Annotated in this window: 16 protein-coding genes; 3 read left to right on the top strand and 13 right to left on the bottom strand. The window is 71.2% G+C overall.

Annotation, left to right across the window (positions count from 1 at the left end):
* The coding region (locus tag AB0411_RS24300; protein ID WP_437043169.1) for a transposase at positions 1 to 163 on the top strand (163 nt) is incomplete at its 5' end.
* 93 nt (positions 164 to 256) lie between these two features.
* On the opposite strand, the gene pgi is transcribed toward AB0411_RS24300, so the two are convergent.
* The 11 genes from pgi to AB0411_RS24245 all read right to left on the bottom strand — a co-directional run bounded on the left by pgi (position 257) and on the right by AB0411_RS24245 (position 13136).
* Positions 257 to 1909, bottom strand: a complete 1653-nt coding sequence (gene pgi, locus AB0411_RS24295; RefSeq protein ID WP_366419399.1) for a glucose-6-phosphate isomerase — start codon at positions 1907 to 1909, stop codon at positions 257 to 259.
* Positions 1910 to 2282: 373 nt separating this feature from the next.
* Complete coding sequence (locus tag AB0411_RS24290) at positions 2283 to 2618, bottom strand: RNA polymerase-binding protein RbpA (RefSeq protein ID WP_016578660.1); 336 nt, start codon at positions 2616 to 2618, stop codon at positions 2283 to 2285.
* Positions 2619 to 2774: 156 nt separating this feature from the next.
* Positions 2775 to 3011, bottom strand: a complete 237-nt coding sequence (gene secG, locus AB0411_RS24285; protein WP_086719581.1) for a preprotein translocase subunit SecG — start codon at positions 3009 to 3011, stop codon at positions 2775 to 2777.
* 141 nt (positions 3012 to 3152) lie between these two features.
* Positions 3153 to 3929 (bottom strand): triose-phosphate isomerase, encoded by a 777-nt coding sequence (gene tpiA, locus AB0411_RS24280; RefSeq protein WP_366419390.1) that lies wholly within the window; start codon positions 3927 to 3929, stop codon positions 3153 to 3155.
* Positions 3930 to 3934: 5 nt separating this feature from the next.
* The gene (locus AB0411_RS24275; RefSeq protein ID WP_366419389.1) at positions 3935 to 5137 is read right to left on the bottom strand and encodes a phosphoglycerate kinase; all 1203 of its coding nucleotides are present in this window, start codon (positions 5135 to 5137) and stop codon (positions 3935 to 3937) included.
* Between the two features lie 113 nt (positions 5138 to 5250).
* Positions 5251 to 6255: a type I glyceraldehyde-3-phosphate dehydrogenase gene (gene gap / locus AB0411_RS24270; RefSeq protein WP_159747301.1), complete on the bottom strand. Its 1005-nt coding sequence runs from the start codon at positions 6253 to 6255 to the stop codon at positions 5251 to 5253.
* Between the two features lie 254 nt (positions 6256 to 6509).
* Entirely contained in the window at positions 6510 to 7499 is a 990-nt protein-coding gene (gene whiA / locus AB0411_RS24265) for a DNA-binding protein WhiA (RefSeq protein ID WP_018091880.1), read from the bottom strand.
* A complete protein-coding gene (locus tag AB0411_RS24260; protein ID WP_366419388.1) occupies positions 7490 to 8551 on the bottom strand; it encodes a gluconeogenesis factor YvcK family protein in 1062 nt (353 codons plus the stop codon). Before AB0411_RS24260 ends, whiA begins: the two co-directional genes overlap by 10 nt.
* Positions 8548 to 9492 carry an RNase adapter RapZ gene (rapZ, locus tag AB0411_RS24255; protein WP_366419387.1) on the bottom strand — a complete coding sequence of 315 codons (945 nt, stop codon included), beginning with the start codon at positions 9490 to 9492 and terminating at the stop codon, positions 8548 to 8550. Before rapZ ends, AB0411_RS24260 begins: the two co-directional genes overlap by 4 nt.
* Positions 9489 to 11585: an excinuclease ABC subunit UvrC gene (gene uvrC / locus AB0411_RS24250; protein WP_366419386.1), complete on the bottom strand. Its 2097-nt coding sequence runs from the start codon at positions 11583 to 11585 to the stop codon at positions 9489 to 9491. Before uvrC ends, rapZ begins: the two co-directional genes overlap by 4 nt.
* A 1047-nt stretch (positions 11586 to 12632) precedes the next feature.
* Entirely contained in the window at positions 12633 to 13136 is a 504-nt protein-coding gene (locus AB0411_RS24245; protein WP_366419385.1) for a hypothetical protein, read from the bottom strand.
* Between the two features lie 1179 nt (positions 13137 to 14315).
* Between AB0411_RS24245 and AB0411_RS24240 the strand changes: the two genes are divergently transcribed.
* On the top strand, positions 14316 to 15602 hold the full coding sequence (locus AB0411_RS24240) for an aminotransferase class V-fold PLP-dependent enzyme (protein ID WP_366419384.1): 1287 nt from the start codon (positions 14316 to 14318) through the stop codon (positions 15600 to 15602).
* Between the two features lie 45 nt (positions 15603 to 15647).
* On the opposite strand, the gene AB0411_RS24235 is transcribed toward AB0411_RS24240, so the two are convergent.
* Positions 15648 to 16535, bottom strand: coding sequence for a hypothetical protein (locus AB0411_RS24235; RefSeq protein ID WP_366419383.1), 888 nt, complete (start codon positions 16533 to 16535; stop codon positions 15648 to 15650).
* A 542-nt stretch (positions 16536 to 17077) separates the two neighbouring features.
* On the opposite strand from AB0411_RS24235, the gene AB0411_RS24230 reads away from it, so the two are divergent.
* Positions 17078 to 18007, top strand: a complete 930-nt coding sequence (locus AB0411_RS24230) for a hypothetical protein (protein ID WP_366419382.1) — start codon at positions 17078 to 17080, stop codon at positions 18005 to 18007.
* A gap of 55 nt (positions 18008 to 18062) precedes the next feature.
* Here the strand turns inward: AB0411_RS24230 and AB0411_RS24225 are convergent, their stop codons facing one another.
* Positions 18063 to 18476 carry a Rieske (2Fe-2S) protein gene (locus AB0411_RS24225; protein WP_366419381.1) on the bottom strand — a complete coding sequence of 138 codons (414 nt, stop codon included), beginning with the start codon at positions 18474 to 18476 and terminating at the stop codon, positions 18063 to 18065.
* Positions 18477 to 18491: the final 15 nt, after the last annotated feature.

The raw sequence follows: 18491 nt of genomic DNA, 5'->3' as shown, positions 1-18491 counted from the left end.
CACCAACGGTCTGCTGCGGCAGTACTTCCCCAAGGGCACCGACCTCGCAGTCCACCCCCGTGAGCACCTCGACGCGGTCGCCACCGAACTAAACGACCGCCCACGCAAAACGCTCGGCTGGGAAACCCCAACCGAGCGCCTGCATAAACTGCTCGCGGCCTGACCAACCAACCACGTGTTGCAACGACCCCTGGAATCCGCCGAATGGGGCGGGGCCTTCGGCGTCGCCGCGGTCACCGGGCGGCGATCCCCCGGATCAACGCCCGCGCAGCGCCCGGTACTTGGTGACCAGAGCGGCCGTGGAGGCATCCAGGCCCGGCACCTCGGCGCCCTCCGTCAGGGCCGGCTCGACGCGCTTGGCGAGGACCTTGCCCAGCTCCACGCCCCACTGGTCGAAGGAGTCGATGTTCCAGACCGCGCCCTGGACGAACACCTTGTGCTCGTAGAGCGCGACCAGCTGGCCCAGCACCGACGGGCTGAGTTCGCCGGCCAGGATGGTGGTGGTGGGGCGGTTGCCCGGGAACGTCTTGTGCGGCACCAGCTCCTCGGCCACGCCCTCGGCCCGCACCTCCTCGGGCGTCTTGCCGAACGCCAGCGCCTGGCCCTGGGCGAACAGGTTGGCCATCAGCAGGTCGTGCTGGGCGACCAGGCCCGGCTGCAGATCGTCGACCGGCCGGGCGAAGCCGATGAAGTCGGCCGGGATCAGCTTCGTGCCCTGGTGGAGCAGCTGGTAGTAGGCGTGCTGGCCGTTCGTGCCGGGCGTGCCCCAGACGACGGGGCCGGTCTGCCAGGTGACCCGGTGGCCCTCGCGGTCCACGGACTTGCCGTCGGACTCCATGTCCAGCTGCTGCAGATAGGCGGTGAACTTGGAGAGGTAGTGGCTGTAGGGCAGCACGGCATGCGCCTGGGCGTCCCAGAAGTTGCCGTACCAGATGCCCAGCAGCCCCAGCAGCAGCGGGGCGTTCTCCTCCGGCGGGGCGCTGCGGAAGTGCTCGTCGACGAGGTGGAAGCCGGCCAGCATCTCGCGGAAGCGCTCCGGGCCGATCGCCACCATCAGCGACAGGCCGATGGCGGAGTCGTAGGAGTAGCGGCCGCCGACCCAGTCCCAGAACTCGAACATGTTGTCCGTGTCGATGCCGAACTCCGCCACCTTCTCGGCGTTGGTCGACACCGCCACGAAGTGCTTGGCGACGGCCTCCTGGCCGGCCCCCAGACCGGTCAGCAGCCAGTCGCGCGCCGAGGTGGCGTTGGTGATGGTCTCGATGGTGGTGAAGGTCTTCGAGGCGACGATGAACAGCGTCTCGGCCGGGTCCAGGTCGCGGACCGCCTCGTGCAGATCGGCGCCGTCCACATTGGAGACGAAGCGGAACTGCATGTCCCGGTGGCTGTAGGCGCGCAGTGCCTCGTACGCCATCGCCGGACCCAGGTCCGAGCCGCCGATGCCGATGTTCACGACGGTCTTGATGCGCCGGCCCGTGTGGCCCTTCCAGTCGCCGGAGCGGATCCGGTCGCTGAAGGTGCCCATCCTCGTCAGGACGTGGTGCACTCCGGGGACGACGTTCTCGCCGTCGCTCATGATGGCCTCGGAGGCGGGGGCGCGCAGCGCGACGTGCAGCACGGAGCGCTGCTCGGTGATGTTGATCTTCTCCCCGCGGAACATCGCGTCCCGCAGCTCGGCCACACCGGTCGCCGCGGCCAGGTCGCGCAGCAGCCGCAGCGTCTCGTCGGTGACCAGCTGCTTGGAGAAGTCCAGGTGCAGATCGCCGACCTGGAGGGTGTAGCGCTCGGCGCGCCCCGGATCCCGCTCGAACAGCTCGCGCAGATGCACCTGCGCCATCTGCTCGCGGTGCTTGCCCAGCGCGGTCCACTCAGGCAACTGATCGAGCCTGCTGCGGCCTTCTGCGTTCATCTCGGACATCAGCCTTCTTCATCTCGTACCGGCCCCGCCATCCCCCAACCTAATTGATCAGCGCGCGATGGCGGCACCTCCCACTCGAGCCAAGCCGAGAGCGGGGGGAGGTATCTGTCCACTGCCGGACGGGCCGCTGTCGGGCACCTGAAGAACAGGTATCGGCACGAGGGCCCCGGGGCCGTCGCGGGCAGCACGCGCACAGCGCCCGGTCGCGCCGCAACGGCCATGGCCCGGCGGCGCTTTCCTGCCGGAGGTGCCTGACAGGACGGGCGGCCGGCGGGACGCCGCGCAGGGCGGCGGGGACGCGAACGGCCCGGCCGGAGGGTGGTGTCTCCCCCCGGCCGGGCCGGCCGGTGTGTGTGCGGGTCCGTCAGATCTCGCCGCGGAGCTTGGCGAGCGCCTCCGCGAGGATCGCCTCGCCGTCGGCGTCGCTGCGCCGCTCCCGGACGTAGGCGAGGTGGGTCTTGTACGGCTCGGTGCGCGGCGGGTCCGGCGGGCTGTCCCGGTCCTTGCCTGCCGGGAAACCACAGCGCGGGCAGTCCCAGGTGTCCGGAACCTGCGCATCGCCGGCGAAGCTGGGCTGCGTCTCGTGCCCGTTGGAGCACCAGAAGGAGATGCGGATGCGCGGCGCGGACTCGCCGCGCTCGGCCTCCCCCATCGGCCCCGCCCCGACCCGACTTCCTCGGATCGCGTTGCCACTTGCCACGGTCGTAACTCCCTGCGTAATGGTGCTGCACAGCCTCTCGCAGCAGCTGCGCTGCGGAACGCCCCAGTCTACGTAAGGCCCAACGCGCGTCCAGTGGCTGGAGTTACCCGTCCGAGGACGCCTCCCTCAATGATAGGCCGCACCTCCGACGCAGCGTCAGTTGCTGAGCTTCATCAGGATGCCGAGCACGACGATGCAGGCGAACCACAGCAGACCCACCACGATGGTGATGCGGTCGAGGTTGCGCTCGGCGACCGAGGAGCCACCGACCGAGGACTGCATACCGCCGCCGAACATGTCGGACAGGCCGCCGCCCTTCCCCTTGTGCATGAGCACCAGCATCATCAGCAGCAGGCTGAAGACGATGAGGGCGATCGAGAACCCGATGACCACGGCTGGACCAACTCTCTAGGACTGACGGACGGACGTATGGATCACGATATCCGCACCGGACGGTGCGGGGCCGGGGGCGGCGCTGCTGCACCGGTCCCGGCCCCGACAGGGTACGACGAGGGTTCCCCCTCGTCATAGCTGCTACTGGTCGCGGAAGCGGACGATCTTCACGAACTCCTCCGCGTCCAGCGCCGCACCGCCGATCAGCGCGCCGTCGACGTCGGGCTGCGCCATGATCGCGGCGACATTGCCGGACTTGACCGAGCCGCCGTACTGGATGCGGACCTTGTCGGCCAGCTCCTGGCTGTAGAGCTCGGCGAGGCGGCCGCGGATGGCACCGCAGACCTCCTGCGCGTCCTCGGGGGTGGCGACCTCGCCGGTGCCGATGGCCCACACCGGCTCGTAGGCGATCACGATGGTCTCGGCCTGCTCGGCCGGGACGTCCAGCAGACCGCCGTCGACCTGGGCGAGGGTGTGCGCGACCTGGTTGCCGGCCTTGCGGACCTCCAGGCCCTCGCCGACGCACAGGATCGGGGTCAGGCCGTGCTTGAACGCGGCCTTGACCTTGGCGTTGCAGATCTCTTCGTTCTCGCCGTGGTACTGGCGGCGCTCACTGTGCCCGACGGCCACGTAGGCGCACTTGAGCTTGGACAGCATCGCGCCGGAGATCTCGCCGGTGAAGGCGCCGGCGTCGTGCGCCGAGATGTCCTGGGCGCCGTACTTGATCTTGAGCTTGTCGCCGTCGACCAGCGTCTGCACCGACCGCAGGTCGGTGAAGGGCGGCAGGACGGCGACCTCCACGGCGTCGAAGTCCTTGTCGGCGAGCGCGAAGGCGAGCTTCTGGACGTGGGCGATGGCCTCGAGGTGGTTGAGGTTCATCTTCCAGTTGCCCGCCATCAGCGGGGTACGGTCAGTCACGTTGTTCAGTCCTCCAGAGCGGCGAGGCCGGGCAGCGTCTTGCCTTCGAGGTATTCGAGGCTGGCGCCGCCGCCGGTCGAAATATGGCCGAATGCATTCTCGTCGAAGCCCAGCAGGCGCACGGCGGCGGCCGAGTCACCGCCGCCGACGACGGTGAAGGCGTCCGAGTCCAGCAGGCCCTGCGCGACGGCCTTGGTGCCGCCGGCGTAGTCGGGGTGCTCGAAGACGCCCATCGGACCGTTCCAGAAGACGGTGCCCGCGTCGGCGAGCTTCGCGGCGTAGAGCTCGCGGGTCTTCGGGCCGATGTCCAGGCCCTCCTTGTCGGCCGGGATGGCGTCCGCGGCGACGATGTCGGGGTGGGCCGGAGCCTTGGTCTTCAGGTCCGGGAACTCGCCGGAGACCAGCACGTCGACGGGGAGGACGAACTCCACGCCGCGCTTCTCGGCCCGTGCCAGGTACTCCAGGCAGGCCGGGACCTGGTCCTCCTGCAGCAGCGAGATGCCGACCTCGTGGCCCTTGGCCTTGAGGAAGGTGTACGCCATGCCGCCGCCGACCAGGATGCGGTCGGCCTTCTCGATGAGCTGGTCGATGACGGCGAGCTTGTCGGAGACCTTGGCGCCGCCCAGCGCGACGACGTAGGGGCGCTTGACGTCCTCGGTGAGCTTCTTCAGGACGGTGACCTCGGCGGCGATCAGGTCACCGGCGGCGTGCGGCAGGCGCCGGGGCAGGTCGTAGACGGAGGCGTGCTTGCGGTGCACCGCGCCGAAGCCGTCGCCCACGTACAGGTCGGCGAGGGCGGCGAGCTGGTCGGCGAAGGCGCCGCGCTCGGCGTCGTCCTTGCTGGTCTCGCCCGCGTTGAAGCGGAGGTTCTCCAGGACGGCCACCTGGCCGTCGGCGAGGCCCCCGGTCACGGAGCGGGCGGAGTCACCCACCGTGTCGGTCGCGAACGCCACGTCCTGCCCGAGGATCTCGCCCAGCCGCCGGGCCGCGGGGGCCAGCGAGAAGGCGGGGTCCACAGCACCCTTGGGACGGCCCAGGTGCGAGGCGACGATCACCTTGGCGCCGCGCTCGACGAGCTTGGCGATCGTCGGGGCGACGGCGCGGATCCGGCCGTCGTCGGTGATGGTGGTGCCGTCCAGCGGCACGTTGAGATCAGCGCGGACAAAGACGCGCTGTCCGGCGACCTGGAGGTCGTCGATCGTCTTCATGAGGAAGTGACTCCGTTTGCGTAGGTCGGTCACGGGACGGGGCCCGTACGACGCATCTTCGCGTCATACGAGCCCCGTCCTCACATCTCGGTGCCTCAGGTGTCAACCAGCGGTCAGAGCTGGCCGCCGACAAAGGTGGTCAGATCCACCAGGCGGTTGGAGTAGCCCCACTCGTTGTCGTACCAGCCGACGACCTTGACCTGCTTGCCCTGCGACATCGTCAGGGAGGAGTCGAAGGTGCAGGAGGCCGGGAAGTTCACGATGTCCGAGGAGACGATCGGGTCCTCGGTGTACTCGAGAATGCCCTTGAGCTGGCCCTCGGCGGCCTTCTGGAACGCAGCGTTGATCTCGTCCTTGCTGACCTCGCGGTCGAGCTCCAGCACCAGGTCGGTGACCGAGCCGGTGGGGACCGGGACGCGCATGGCGATGCCGTCCAGCTTGCCCTTGAGCTGCGGGAGGACCAGGGCGGTGGCCTTCGCGGCACCGGTCGAGGTCGGGATGATGTTCTCCGCGGCGGCCCGGGCGCGGCGCAGGTCGCTGTGCGGGAAGTCCAGGATGCGCTGGTCGTTGGTGTACGCGTGGACCGTGGTCATCAGGCCCTTGACGATGCCGAAGTTCTCGTCGAGCACCTTCGCCATGGGCGCCACACAGTTGGTGGTGCAGGAGGCGTTGGAGATGACGTGGTGCTTGGCGGCGTCGTACTTGTCGTTGTTGACGCCCATCACGATCGTGATGTCCTCGTCCTTGGCGGGCGCGGAGATCAGGACCTTCTTGGCGCCGGCCGCGATGTGCTTCTCGGCGTCGGCCTTCTTGGTGAAGATGCCGGTCGACTCGATGACGATGTCGGCGCCGAGCTCACCCCAGGGGAGGTTCGCCGGGTCGCGCTCGGCCATCGTCTTGAAGGTCTGGTTGCCGACCGTGATGGTGTCGTCGGTGTGGCTGACGTCCTGCTTGAGGCGACCCAGGATGGTGTCGTACTTCAGCAGGTGAACCAGGGTGGCGTTGTCGGTCAGGTCGTTGACACCGACGATCTCGATGTCCGCGCCCTGCTCCAGGAGCGCGCGGAAGTAGTTGCGACCAATGCGGCCGAATCCGTTGATGCCTACGCGGATCGTCACGAACCGATCTCCTCGTTAGGTACGCCGATGGGTTATCGGCGAGCTGTATGGGCTGTCCCCGACCGTCTCCGACCCTACCCCCTGCAAGAGACGTACGTGACATTGACATCGGCGGCGAAAGGTGCTCAAGTGAGCGCCCTTCAGCCCCTCTGACGTGCACCCGGACGCGCCCCGTCATCGCCTCCGCGAAGCGCGGCGCCCCCGGTGCCCAGTGCGGGCGCCGGGGGCGCATACGGGAGAACGGCCGGCGGGGTTCAGCCGACCATGCCCTCCGCGAGCTCCTCGGTGAGGTTGGACTCCGTGCCGGGGATGCCGAGGTCCTGGGCACGCTTGTCGGCCATCGCCAGCAGCCGGCGGATCCGGCCGGCGACCGCGTCCTTGGTCAGCGGCGGGTCGGCGAGGGCGCCCAGCTCCTCCAGGGAGGCCTGCTTGTGCTCCATGCGCAGCCGGCCGGCCGCCGCGAGGTGCTCGGGCACCTCCTCGCCCAGGATCTCCAGCGCCCGCTGCACCCTGGCACCGGCGGCGACCGCGGCGCGCGCCGAGCGGCGGAGGTTGGCGTCGTCGAAGTTGGCGAGGCGGTTGGCGGTGGCACGCACCTCGCGGCGCATCCGCCGCTCCTCCCACGCCAGCACCGACTCGTGGGCGCCGAGCCGCGTCAGCAGCGCGCCGATCGCATCACCGTCACGGACGACGACGCGGTCCACCCCGCGTACCTCCCGGGCCTTGGCGCCGATGCCGAGCCGGCGGGCGGCGCCGACGAGGGCGAGCGCCGCCTCGGGTCCGGGGCAGGTGACCTCCAGCGACGAGGAGCGGCCGGGCTCGGTCAGCGAGCCGTGGGCCAGGAAGGCGCCGCGCCAGGCCGCCTCGGCGTCGCAGGTCGCGCCGGACACCACCTGGGGCGGCAGCCCGCGGATGGGGCGGCCGCGGCCGTCCACCAGACCGGTCTGGCGCGCCAGCTGATCCCCGCCGGCGACGACCCGTACGACGTAGCGGCTGCCGCGCCGCAGGCCGCCGGGGGCCATCACCACCAGGTCGGAGCTGTGCCCGAAGATTTCCAGGATGTCCTTGCGCAGCCGCCGGGCGGCGATGCCCGTGTCCAGCTCCGCCTCGATCACGATGCGCCCGCTGACCAGGTGCAGACCGCCCGCAAACCGCAGGATCGACGAGACCTCCGACTTCCGGCAGCAGGTCCGGGTGACGGGGAGCCGGGAGATTTCATCCTTCACCGCTGCCGTCATCGCCATGGGCCGATCCTTCCATGCATCCGAAAAATACGGTCGTACGCGGCTGCCAGCAGCTCCGGGTCGTGCCGGTCGGGGGCTCCCCCGGCACTCGACCGGGCGTCGTCTCCTTGTGCGGCGACCGCCGCCAGCTCGACCTCGCTGCCGACCAGCTGCTTCGCGGCAACCGTCAGACCGTCGATGTCGGGCACGGCGGCCTTGTCGGCCAGCACCACGTCGAAGGCGAGTTTAGGGGCGTGTCGGGCCAAAACCTCCAAATGACGCTGCGGGGAGAAGCCATCGGTTTCTCCCGGTTGGGGCGCAAGGTTGAGCGAAAGGACCTTTCGCGCCTGGGTCTCCTCCAGCGCCTCGCGCAGTTCCGGCACCAGCAGATGCGGGATCACGGAGGAGAACCAGGAGCCCGGTCCGAGCACCACCCAATCGGCGTCACGCACCGCGGCGACCGCCTCGGGAACGGCCGGCGGGTCCTCGGGGACCACATGGACGGACTGCACCTCCCCACGGGTGAGCGCGACGGTGGCCTGGCCGCGGACCGTGGTGATCGCGTCCGGACGGCCTTCTTCATGGCCCTTGACCTGGGCCTGGAGTTCCAGGGGCACCGCCGACATGGGCAGCACCCGGCCGTGCGCGCCGAGCAGCCTGCCGACCAGGTCGAGCGCCTGGACATGGTCGCCGAGCTGCTCCCACAGCGCGACGATCAGCAGGTTGCCGACCGCGTGGTCGTGCAGCTCGCCCTCGCTGGTGAAGCGGTGCTGGATCACCCTCGACCAGGTCTGGCCCCAGTCGTCGTCGCCGCACAGCGCGGCCAGCGCCTTGCGCAGATCGCCGGGCGGCAGGACGCCCAGCTCGTCGCGGAGGCGGCCGCTGGAGCCGCCGTCGTCGGCGACCGTGACGACCGCGGTCAGGTCACCGGTGATCCGGCGCAGCGCCGTGAGCGAGGCGGACAGGCCCATGCCGCCGCCCAGTGCCACCACCTTGGGGGTGGCCCCCTTCGTCATACGGCCGCTGGGGACGAATCGCCGGACCCTGCGCAGCCGTGGTGCCCGCCCGCTCACTCGCGCCCCATGTCCCGGTGGACAACGACGGTTTCCACCCCTTCGGAGACCAGGCGGCGGGCGAGCTTCTCGGACATCGCGACACTGCGGTGCTTGCCGCCCGTGCAGCCCACGGCGATGGTCACATAGCGCTTGCCCTCACGGCGGTAGCCCTCGGCCACGATCCGCAGCAGCTCGGCGTAGCCGTCCAGGAACTCCTTGGAGCCCGGCTGGCTGAAGACGTAGCTGGAGACCTCGTCGTTGAGACCGGTGAAGGGGCGCAGCTCGGGCACCCAGTGCGGGTTGGGGATGAAGCGGCAGTCGATGACCATGTCGGCGTCGACCGGCAGGCCGTACTTGAAGCCGAAGGACATGACCGTGGCGCGCAGCTCGGGGACCTCTTCGCCGGCGAACTGGGCGTCCATCTTGGCGCGGAGTTCATGGACGTTGAGGCTGGAGGTGTCGATGACCAGGTCGGCGTCGCCGCGCAGCTCGCGCAGCAGGTCGCGCTCGGCGAGGATGCCGTCGACGATCCGGCCGTCGCCCTGGAGGGGGTGCGGGCGGCGCACCGACTCGAAGCGGCGCACCAGGGCCTCGTCGGAGGACTCCAGGAAGACGATGCGGCGCTTGACGTTCTGCGCGTCGAGGGTGGCCAGCGACTCCTTGAGGTTGGCGAAGAAGCGGCGGCCGCGGACGTCGACGACGACCGCGATCCGGGCGACGTTGCCCTGCGAGCGGGCGCCGAGCTCGACCATCGGCGCGATCAGCTCGGGCGGGATGTTGTCGACGACGAACCAGCCGAGGTCCTCCAGACACTTCGCGGCCGTGCTCCGGCCGGCACCGGACATCCCGGAGATGATCACCAACTCGGGGATCGCGGCGCTCTCGCCCTGGTCGGTCGTGCCCGTACTCACCTGTGCACCGTCTCTCTCGGATTCCTGCGCTTCGTGCGGTGTGCTCATCGTTCCTGCCCCCGTTCTGCCGACAACGCGGCCGGTGGGGCCCCGTCATCCTCAATGATCTCTCCTGTGGCGGTGTTCACCGCGGGGGCGGACGGCGCCGCCCCGGCCAGCGCCGCGGCGACCGTCTCCGCGGTCTTGCGACCGACGCCCGGGACCTCGCAGATCTCGTCGACCGTCGCCGCCCGCAGCTTCTTCACCGAGCCGAAGTGCTTGAGCAGCGCCTGGCGGCGGGTGTCGCCGAGTCCGGCGACGGCGTCGAGGGGGGAGGACTTCAGCCGCTTGCCGCGCTTGCTGCGCTGGTAGGTGATCGCGAAGCGGTGTGCCTCGTCGCGGACGCGCTGGAGGAGGTAGAGGCCCTCGCTGCTGCGCGGCAGCACCACCGGGTCGTCCTCCTCGGGCAGCCAGACCTCTTCGAGGCGCTTGGCCAGGCCGCACACGGCGACGTCGTCGATGCCGAGCTCGTCCAGGGCCCGGCGGGCGGCCGCGACCTGCGGGGCGCCGCCGTCGACGACCACGAGCTGGGGCGGGTAGGCGAACCGCTTGGGGCGGCCGTCCTCGTCGGTCGGGCGGCCGGCCAGGGGGTCCGGCTCCGGCTCGCCGTCGCGGGCCGTGACCGGGTCGCCGCCATCGGTGAGGCCGTTGCCGTCCTCCGGGGAGGCGCCGGCCGGCTCCTCCGTCCACTCGCCGGACTTCTGCTTCTCCTGGAGGTAGCGCTTGAAGCGGCGGCCGATGACCTCGTGCATGGACCGGACATCGTCCTGGCCCTGGAAGGTCTTGATCTGGAAGCGGCGGTATTCGCTCTTCCGGGCGAGACCGTCCTCGAAGACCACCATCGAGGCGACGACGTCGTCGCCCTGGAGGTGGGAGATGTCGAAACACTCGATGCGCAGCGGCACCGCGTCCAGGCCGAGCGCCTCGGCGATCTCCTCCAGGGCGCGGGAGCGGGTGGTGAGGTCGGAGGCGCGCTTGGTCTTGTGGAGGGCCAGGGCCTGCTGGGCGTTGCGGCCGACCGTGGCCATCAGGTCCTTCTTGTCGCCGCGCTGCGGGATGCGCAGCGAGACCTGCGAGCCGCGGCGCTCGGAGAGCCACTGCGCGACCGGTTCGACCGGCTCGGGGAGCGCCGGGACCAGGACCTCCTTGGGGACGGCGTCGCCCCGCTCCTCGCCGTACAGCTGCTGGAGGGCGTGCTCGACGAGGCCGCCGGTGGTGACGGCCTCGACCTTGTCCGTCACCCAGCCGCGCTGGCCGCGCACCCGGCCGCCGCGGACATGGAAGATCTGGACGGCGGCTTCGAGTTCGTCCTCGGCGACGGCGATCAGGTCGGCGTCGGTGGCGTCGGCGAGGACGACGGCGCTCTTCTCCATGGCCCGCTTGAGGGCGCCTATGTCGTCGCGGATCCGGGCGGCGCGTTCGTACTCCATCTCCTCGGCGGCGTCCTGCATCCGACGCTCCAGGCGGCGGAGGTAGGCGCCGGTGCGGCCGGCCATGAAGTCGCAGAATTCCTCGGCGAGTTCGTGGTGGTCCTCCGGGGAGATCCGGCCGACGCAGGGGGCCGAGCACTTGCCGATGTAGCCGAGCAGGCAGGGGCGGCCGATCTGTGCGGAGCGCTTGAAGACGCCCGCGGAGCACGTCCGCACCGGGAAGACGCGCAGCATCAGGTCGACGGTCTCGCGGATGGCCCAGGCATGGCCGTACGGACCGAAGTAGCGCACGCCCTTCTTCTTGGCGCCGCGCATGACCTGGACGCGCGGGAACTCCTCGTTGAGGGTCACCGCGAGGTACGGATAGCTCTTGTCGTCGCGGTACTTGACGTTGAAGCGCGGGTCGAACTCCTTGATCCAGGTGTATTCGAGCTGGAGCGCCTCGACCTCGGTGGTGACGACGGTCCACTCCACGGCGGCCGCGGTGGTGACCATCGTGCGCGTCCGCGGATGGAGGCCGGCCAGGTCCTGGAAGTAGTTGGCCAGGCGCTGGCGCAGGCTCTTGGCCTTGCCGACGTAGATGACACGGCCGTGTTCGTCGCGGAACTTATAGACCCCCGGCGAGTCGGGGATCTGTCCCGGCTTGGGTCGGTAGCTGCTGGGGTCTGCCATGCACACCACCCTACTGACCGGGACCGACAATCACCGTTCCCGGACCGCCGTCGTCCGGCATCGGCGGGCGGCGGCCCGCGGGAGCCGTGGCGTCCGGCCCGGCTCCCTTGCCTGCCGTGGCGGCTCCGCCGGTGGCGGGGCGGCTTGCGGGACGGCTGATGCGGGCTCGGCGGGCGGCGGGGACGGCCGGCGCTTCGGCATCCGCTGCTGCTTGTCATCGGCATGTGAACAGGGCCTCAGCCCGGACCTGTGGACAGAGGCCGGCCTGTGCGGCCCGGCGCGCGGCGGCGATCTCCGGCGCCGGGCTCTTGGGTGCCCCGGGGAGGCTCCGCTCGTTGAAGAGGAACACGTCCCCCACGGGACCCGCCAGGGCCTCGCAGCCGTCACGCGCGAGGCCCTGACCGGGGTTCGGGGGAGGTCTGCATCCATCCACTTTCTGTCGGCGCGTGGGTACGCGGGGTGGTCAGCGCTGCCAGGATGTTGTGACGGGGCACCAAGCCCTGAGGGGAGGAGCGGGGCCATGTTGAGAGGGGTATCCATGTACGGCCGCGACGAAGCTGAGTGGATTCAACTGACGGAGTGGGGACGGCCGTTCTTGACCGAGGTCGCGGCCTCGGTCAAGCCGATCTCGTACAGCGATCTGCACGCAGCCTTGGTCCAGGACACTGCTCTGAGGGGGTTCGACTTCGACCAACCGGGCGGCAGGGCCGCGATGGGATACCTGCTCAAGCGGTGTCAGGCTGGACCAAAAACTTCTCCCGCCAGCTGCACCTGATCGAATGGCGTTGATGCTCTCCGCCCTCGTGGGGTACTGCGGCGCCAACGATCCCGGGCCAGGGTTCTACCAACTGGCCAAGGGCGACGGTCTTCTGCCGTGGAAAGCGTCCAAGCAAGAGAAGTACGTTTTCTGGCTTGACCAGGTCAAGAAGTTGGAGGCCCGCCATCGGCCAGTTGGCCGGCCGTAGGATGCGAACCGCCTCGTCCCCGGCAGCACGAATGCCGGGGACGAGGCGCTTTAGTTAGCCATTTCGGAGGACCGAAGCGCATTCACTTCGCTGAATGCGTATAGCAGAAGCCGATGACCTTGTAGGCTTTCCCCTTCCCCAAGTAGCCGCCCATCTTGAGGTACGTGTCGAAGGACTTCATCGAGTAAAGAGGGTACGCCTTGAGCTTCCCGTACTTCCCACGCGGCACGACGTAAGCGCCGGACATCATCTTCGTGTGCGTCTTGGTGACGTCGAATCCGACAGCCGCCGAAATCCCTTCGATGTCGACACCGATCGTCGCGGAGTAGGTGTTGCTGACGCTGGCAGAATGGGTGAGGGTCAAGGTAATCGGTCCCCTCCCCCGGGCCTCCGAGGCCAACTTCTTGCCGCACTTCTTCCCGATGTACTTGACGTGCTTGTACTTGTAGGGATGGATGGGCCTGCTTGCGGTCGCGGTCACCGGCTTGGCGGCCACGTGCGGCCCTGCGTTGGCTGGGACGGCCGTTCCCAATGTGCCTGCTGCAATGACCCCTGCGAGTAGGGTTGCCTGTGTGGCCTTGAGCATTGCAATTCCCCCCGTCTTTCATGAATTTTGATCATTAGTAGCAGTGCCCGCCCGGTAAGTGCAACAGAGTTCTCCGAATTTGGCGCGATGTGGACCCCCTCTGGCTAACGCGCCTGAAAAGAGGAACTTCGGCGAGCGATCATGGGGTATGGATCTGTAAATTCCGGATTTACCGGAGAAGGCCCGCAGGCCCATGGGTCTGCACACAGCGTCCCAGAGGCAGCAGTGATGATGGGACTGCCATTGTGACTGAGCGCCGCGTTTGGCCAGTTGAGCGATACGACTGTGGGCCCGTTGGCCATGTTGGAGACTGCCCCATGACTGAGGTGCCCCGTGAGGAACGCCGCCCATACTTCAAGTGCACCGCTTGCGGTCTGATCGGGGAACCGGACTCCGCCAACTACCGCCTCACCCTTGATCATCAACATGTCGACTGGACCATGCCTATGACCGTGAGGTGCGGCTCCTGCCGCGCCCCCTCCCGGATCGGCCTCGCTGACGTTCTCAAGCGCGAGACCGAACACACCTGCTCCCGCTGCAACCACCGCACGGCGTGTCCTGCCGATGCCGACCGGGTCATCTGCTGGGGGTGTGTGGCCTCAACTCGCCCGTGAGCGGCCGTTCCGGCGGCCGGGACGCGGGGGACGGCGCCCGGGGCGGAGCGGGACGAGGCCGGAGCCGGGTGCTGCCGGCCCGCCCTCCAGGTCGGGGGCTCGCTTCCGCCCCTGACGGGCAGAGCGGCCGCGCGACGGCGCACGACGTAGCAGACCGGCGCGATCGCGGAGAAGGGGAGCTTCCGGCCAGCGCCCTGCCGGGGCGGCGGAGCAGGAAGGCGACGGCCCGTCAACGACCGTGCGGATCAACGGGATCCGTGGCCCCACCCCTGCGCGCCACGGGGGCAAATGCCGTCAATTCCGGTAGTCGATCTCGTGGGCGACCGGCGGAATGACGCGGAAGTGAGTGCCGCGGGCGGCGGGGCGTCGGCGACTCTGTCCGCGTGACTGCAGAACGCGTCCCCGCACCGGCTGCCCCCGCACGCGCCCGGCGCACGGCCCCCGGACGGCCCGCCGTGCCGCGGCGGCGCCCCGGGGACGGGCCGGCCGCGCCGGTCTCCCGCGCGCCGCTCCCCCGCCGCGGGCCGGGGGCCTGCCAGGGGGCGGGGACCTGCCGGGGGCCGCGGTGACGGCCCCGGAGGGTGGGCCGGCCGCCCTGCGCAAGGCCGCCCGGCGGGCCCGGCGGCTGGACGCCCGCGATCCGCTGGCACCGTTCCCAGGCCGGTTCGCGCCGGTGCCGGACGGCCGGCTCCTCCTCGACGGCGCCTCGCTGGGCCGGCTGCCCGCCGCCACCCCGGCACTGCTGGACCGGGTGGTGCGCGACGAGTGGGGCAGCCGGTTCGCGCGGGCCGGTACGCAGTGGCGGGACCTGCCGCAGCGGATCGGCGACCGGATGGCCGAGGCCGTGCTCGGCGCCCGGCCGGGCGAGGTGGTGGCCGGCGACTGCACCAGCGTCAACCTCTACAAGCTGACGGCGGCCGCCCTGGAGGCGCGCCCCGGCCGGCGGACCGTGGTGGTGGACGACGACAACTCCCCCACCGATCGTCATGTCGTCGCCGGGGTCGCGGCCGAGCGCGAGCGCGCCCTGCGCACCGTGCACACACACCCCGACACCGGACTCGACATGGCGACACTGCGGTCGGCGGTGGACGAGGACACCGCGGTGGTGGTGCTGCCGCTGGTCTCGCCCCGCTCCGGCGCGCTGCTCGACATGGCGCAGGTGCACGAGGTCGTGCATGCACAGGGGGCGCTGGTGCTGTGGGACCTCAGCCACGCGGTGGGCGCGGTGGACCTCCAACTGGCGGCCACCGGGGCCGACATGGCGGTCGCCGCGACGTACAAACACCTGATGGCGGGGCCCGGGTGCCCGGCGCTGTTGTACGTACGACGGGATCTGCAGGCGTGCGCCGCACAGCCGGTGCACGGGTGGTACGGGCATCGCGAGCCGTTCGCCGCACGCCCCCGCTACGACCCCGATCCGACCATCCGGCGCTTCCTGACCGGCACCCCGCCCGCGCTGTCGCTGGCCGCCGCGGAGCCCGCGCTGGACCTGCTGGCCGAGGCGGGGATGGCCGCGGTGCGCGCCAAGAGCCTGGCGCTGACCGGGTTCCTGACGGAACTCGCCGGGGCCGTACTGGAGCCGTACGGGCTGCGGCCGGCCGGTCCCGCCGCCCCGGAGCGGCGCGGCCCCCATGTCACCTACCGGCATCCGCGGGCCGGGAAGCTGGTACCGGCGCTCGCCGCGGCGGAGCTGTTCGTGGACCACCTCCCCCCGGACCGGGTGCGCCTCTCCCCCGGGCCGCTGTCGACCCGCTTCGCGGACCTCGTGGAGGCGGTGGGGCGGTTCCGGGACGTGCTGGCCTGCTTCGCCCCCGCCCGCCCGGCCGCGGAGCCGGGCGGGCGGGCATCGTGAGGCGCGTACGCCGCGGCGGCTGCTCCCCGCCTGGAAGCCACCCCCTCAGCCGCTGCGCCTCCGCCGTAGTGGCGCCGAGGCGGAGAGGGCCAGGGCGAGCAGGGCGGCGGCGCCCGCGAGGGTCGTGGCGGCGGTCACCGGCAGACTGTCGTCCGCGAGCCCGGCCGTCGTGACGGGCCGCGGGGTGTGCGGCCCCCGGGCCCCGGCCCCGGTCCCGACTCCGGCCCCCGGCCCGTAGCCGCCGGACCCGCCGCGCCGGTCGTACGCGGAGCCGGGGAGCTTGTCCCCGTAGGCCCGCGCCACCCGGTCCCGGTAGGCGGCGACCGTGGTGCCGTGCGCGCCGACGGCCTGGCGGGCGTCCGTGTCCAGCGGCTCGACGCGGTCGCCGTGCTGCACGTACCAGGCGTCGATCCGCGGCTCGCGGAAGACCGTGCCGCCCTTCGCCCGGGCGGCACCGGCCGCGCTGTAGCGGGCCTCGTCGTCCCCGGCGGCGATGTTGACGACCTTCCAGGCGGCGCCCCGCCGCGCGGTCCACACCGAGGCCGTGCGGCCGTCGCCCGCCACGGCCCTGCTGGCGAGGAACTCCAGGCGGGCGACCGGGGCACCGTCGCGGCCGCGGACGAAGTCCGGCGACAGGACGTAGACGGGCACGGCGGCGCCCTCGATGCGCGGCGCGGCCTGCGCGGCGCCGGGAGCGCCGGTGTGCGCGCCGCCGCGCTTCCGCCCGGCCGCGAAGAACCGGGCGACGGTGTCGAGGGTCGCGGGGGCGGTGGCCGCCGCATGGGCGGCGGTGAGGCTCGCCGCTGCGGGGGTCCGTGGCACGGGGGCGGGCGCGGCCAGGGCGAGGTGCGGGGTGAGGCCGAGGAGGGCCGTGGCGGACGTGCCGGTGGCGACGGCACGAAGGGCGGTGCGGACGGCGGTGCGCTTCCTCATGGCCCCAGGCTCCCCTCCGGTACGGGGAGTGTGTCCAGGAGAAGGCGCTGCCGTTCGCGTAGTAGCCGAAATCGCCCCAGTTGTAGCGGTTGTTGGTCGACCATGGATCACCCCAGTACGCCCCGTGGCGGTCCGTGTCATATCCGTAGATCACATGCATCTGGCCATCGCCGGCGGCCCATGGCATCCGGGTCCCGACGGGCCGGCCGGCGTCGATCGCGCTCGGCCGGTGCCGTAGCGGAGGCAACCGGTCACATACGCACCCGAGTCGGTGCCCATCCGGTCGAAGGCGTGCCGCACAGTGCGGCGTTCCTCCCGGACTGGGAGGGGCGAGCGGAGCACATCCGGATGCTGCGGCGGAGCATCAGGTGTTGTCGCAGGCAGGGCAACACGCTTCAATGCGGGGTGGCATGAGGGGTGTGGACGGTCCGCCCCGCATGTGAGCGGCCGGTGCCCGGCGTACTGCAGCGAACAGGCAGGCAGCGCGTACAGCGTGCGATCCGGTTGTGAACGTTCACCCCGCGCGCCGGAGGATCGAGGCAATGGCACAGGACACCCCCCGGTCGGCGGAGCTGGCCCAATTGCTGCGGACCGGGCCGTTCCATCTCGCACTGCGCTCCGCGCTCACCGAACGGGGGCTCGCCCTCACCCGCGTTCAGCACAAGCTCGCCCAGCGCGGCATCACCATCGGGGTGACCAGCCTCAGTTACTGGCAGCAGGGCGCCCGGCGGCCGCAGCGCCCCGAGTCGCTGCGGGCGGTGCGCGCCCTGGAGGAGGTCCTCGACCTGCCGGCGCGCTCGCTGCACCGGCTGCTGGTGCCGGAGGGCGGCGCCCGCGCGGAGACCGGGCGGCCGCCCGCCCGGTCGCAGGTGGCCCCCGACACCGCACTGCAGCGGCTGTTCGCCGGGCCGGCGGCCCCCGTGGACGGCGGACTGCACACCGTGGGCCATCACGAACGGGTCCGCATCGGCCCCGAGCGCCGGCTCCTCGCCCGCGAATCGCTCCAGGTGGTCCGTGCGCACCGGGACGGCGTGGACCGCTTTGTCGCCGTCCACCGGGGCGACGCGGGCTGTGATCCGTCCCGGGTGCGGGTGCGGGCGGCGGAGAACTGCCGGCTGGGGCGGGTGCGCGGGAACGCCGAGGCCGGGGTGGTGGTCGCCGAGCTGCTCTTCGACGCCCGGCTGCGGGCCGGTGACACCCATGTCTTCGGCTACGCCTTCGAGGACGGCAGCGGCGGCCCGAGCACGGAGTACCTGCGCGGCTTCAGCTGCGCCGGCGGTCAGTATGTCCTGCAGGTGCGCTTCGACGCGGCGGCGCTGCCGGTGCGCTGCACCCGCTTCGCGCAGGCCTCGGCGGGCGCCCCGCGCAGCGGCCGGCAGGAACTGGCGCTCAGCGGGCGGCACCGCGCCGTGCACCTCGTGGAGCAGGAGGTGCGGCCCGGGATACTGGGGATCGCCTGGGACTGGGGGTAGTCCGGGGTCACCTGGGACCGGAAACAGGCCCGGGGCGGCGCCGGCGGCCCGCGCCTCAGCCCGCGATCAGCTTGCCGTTCTCGGCCTTGACCGGGACCTCGGGCAGCGGCTCGGACGCCGGGCCCTGGACGACCTTGCCGGTGGTGACGTCGAAGCGGCTGCCGTGGCAGGGGCAGCTGCCCTCCTTCTTCTCGACCTCGGCCAGGATGCAGCCGGCGTGGGTGCACTTGGCGCTGAAGCACTTGTAGGTGCCCTTGGCGGGCTGCGAGACGACGAGGCGGTCCTCGCGGTAGAGCTTGGCGCCGCCGACCGGCACCGCGGCGGCGGATCCGAGGTCGACCGGTTCGGCGGGCACCGCGGAGGCGTTCGCGCCCGAGTCCCCCGGTGAGCAGGCCGCCAGGCCGAAGCCCGCGGCCCCGGCGAGCGCGGCCCCCCGCAGCACGGTCCGTCGGGCGGGGGGCTGGCTCATGGCTGCTCCAGAGGT

This window comes from Streptomyces angustmyceticus (assembly GCF_040701845.1).
GTDB classification, from domain to species: domain Bacteria; phylum Actinomycetota; class Actinomycetes; order Streptomycetales; family Streptomycetaceae; genus Streptomyces; species Streptomyces angustmyceticus_A.
Note: the sequence above shows the minus strand (reverse complement) of the source record. Positions and strands in the feature narration are given on the sequence as shown.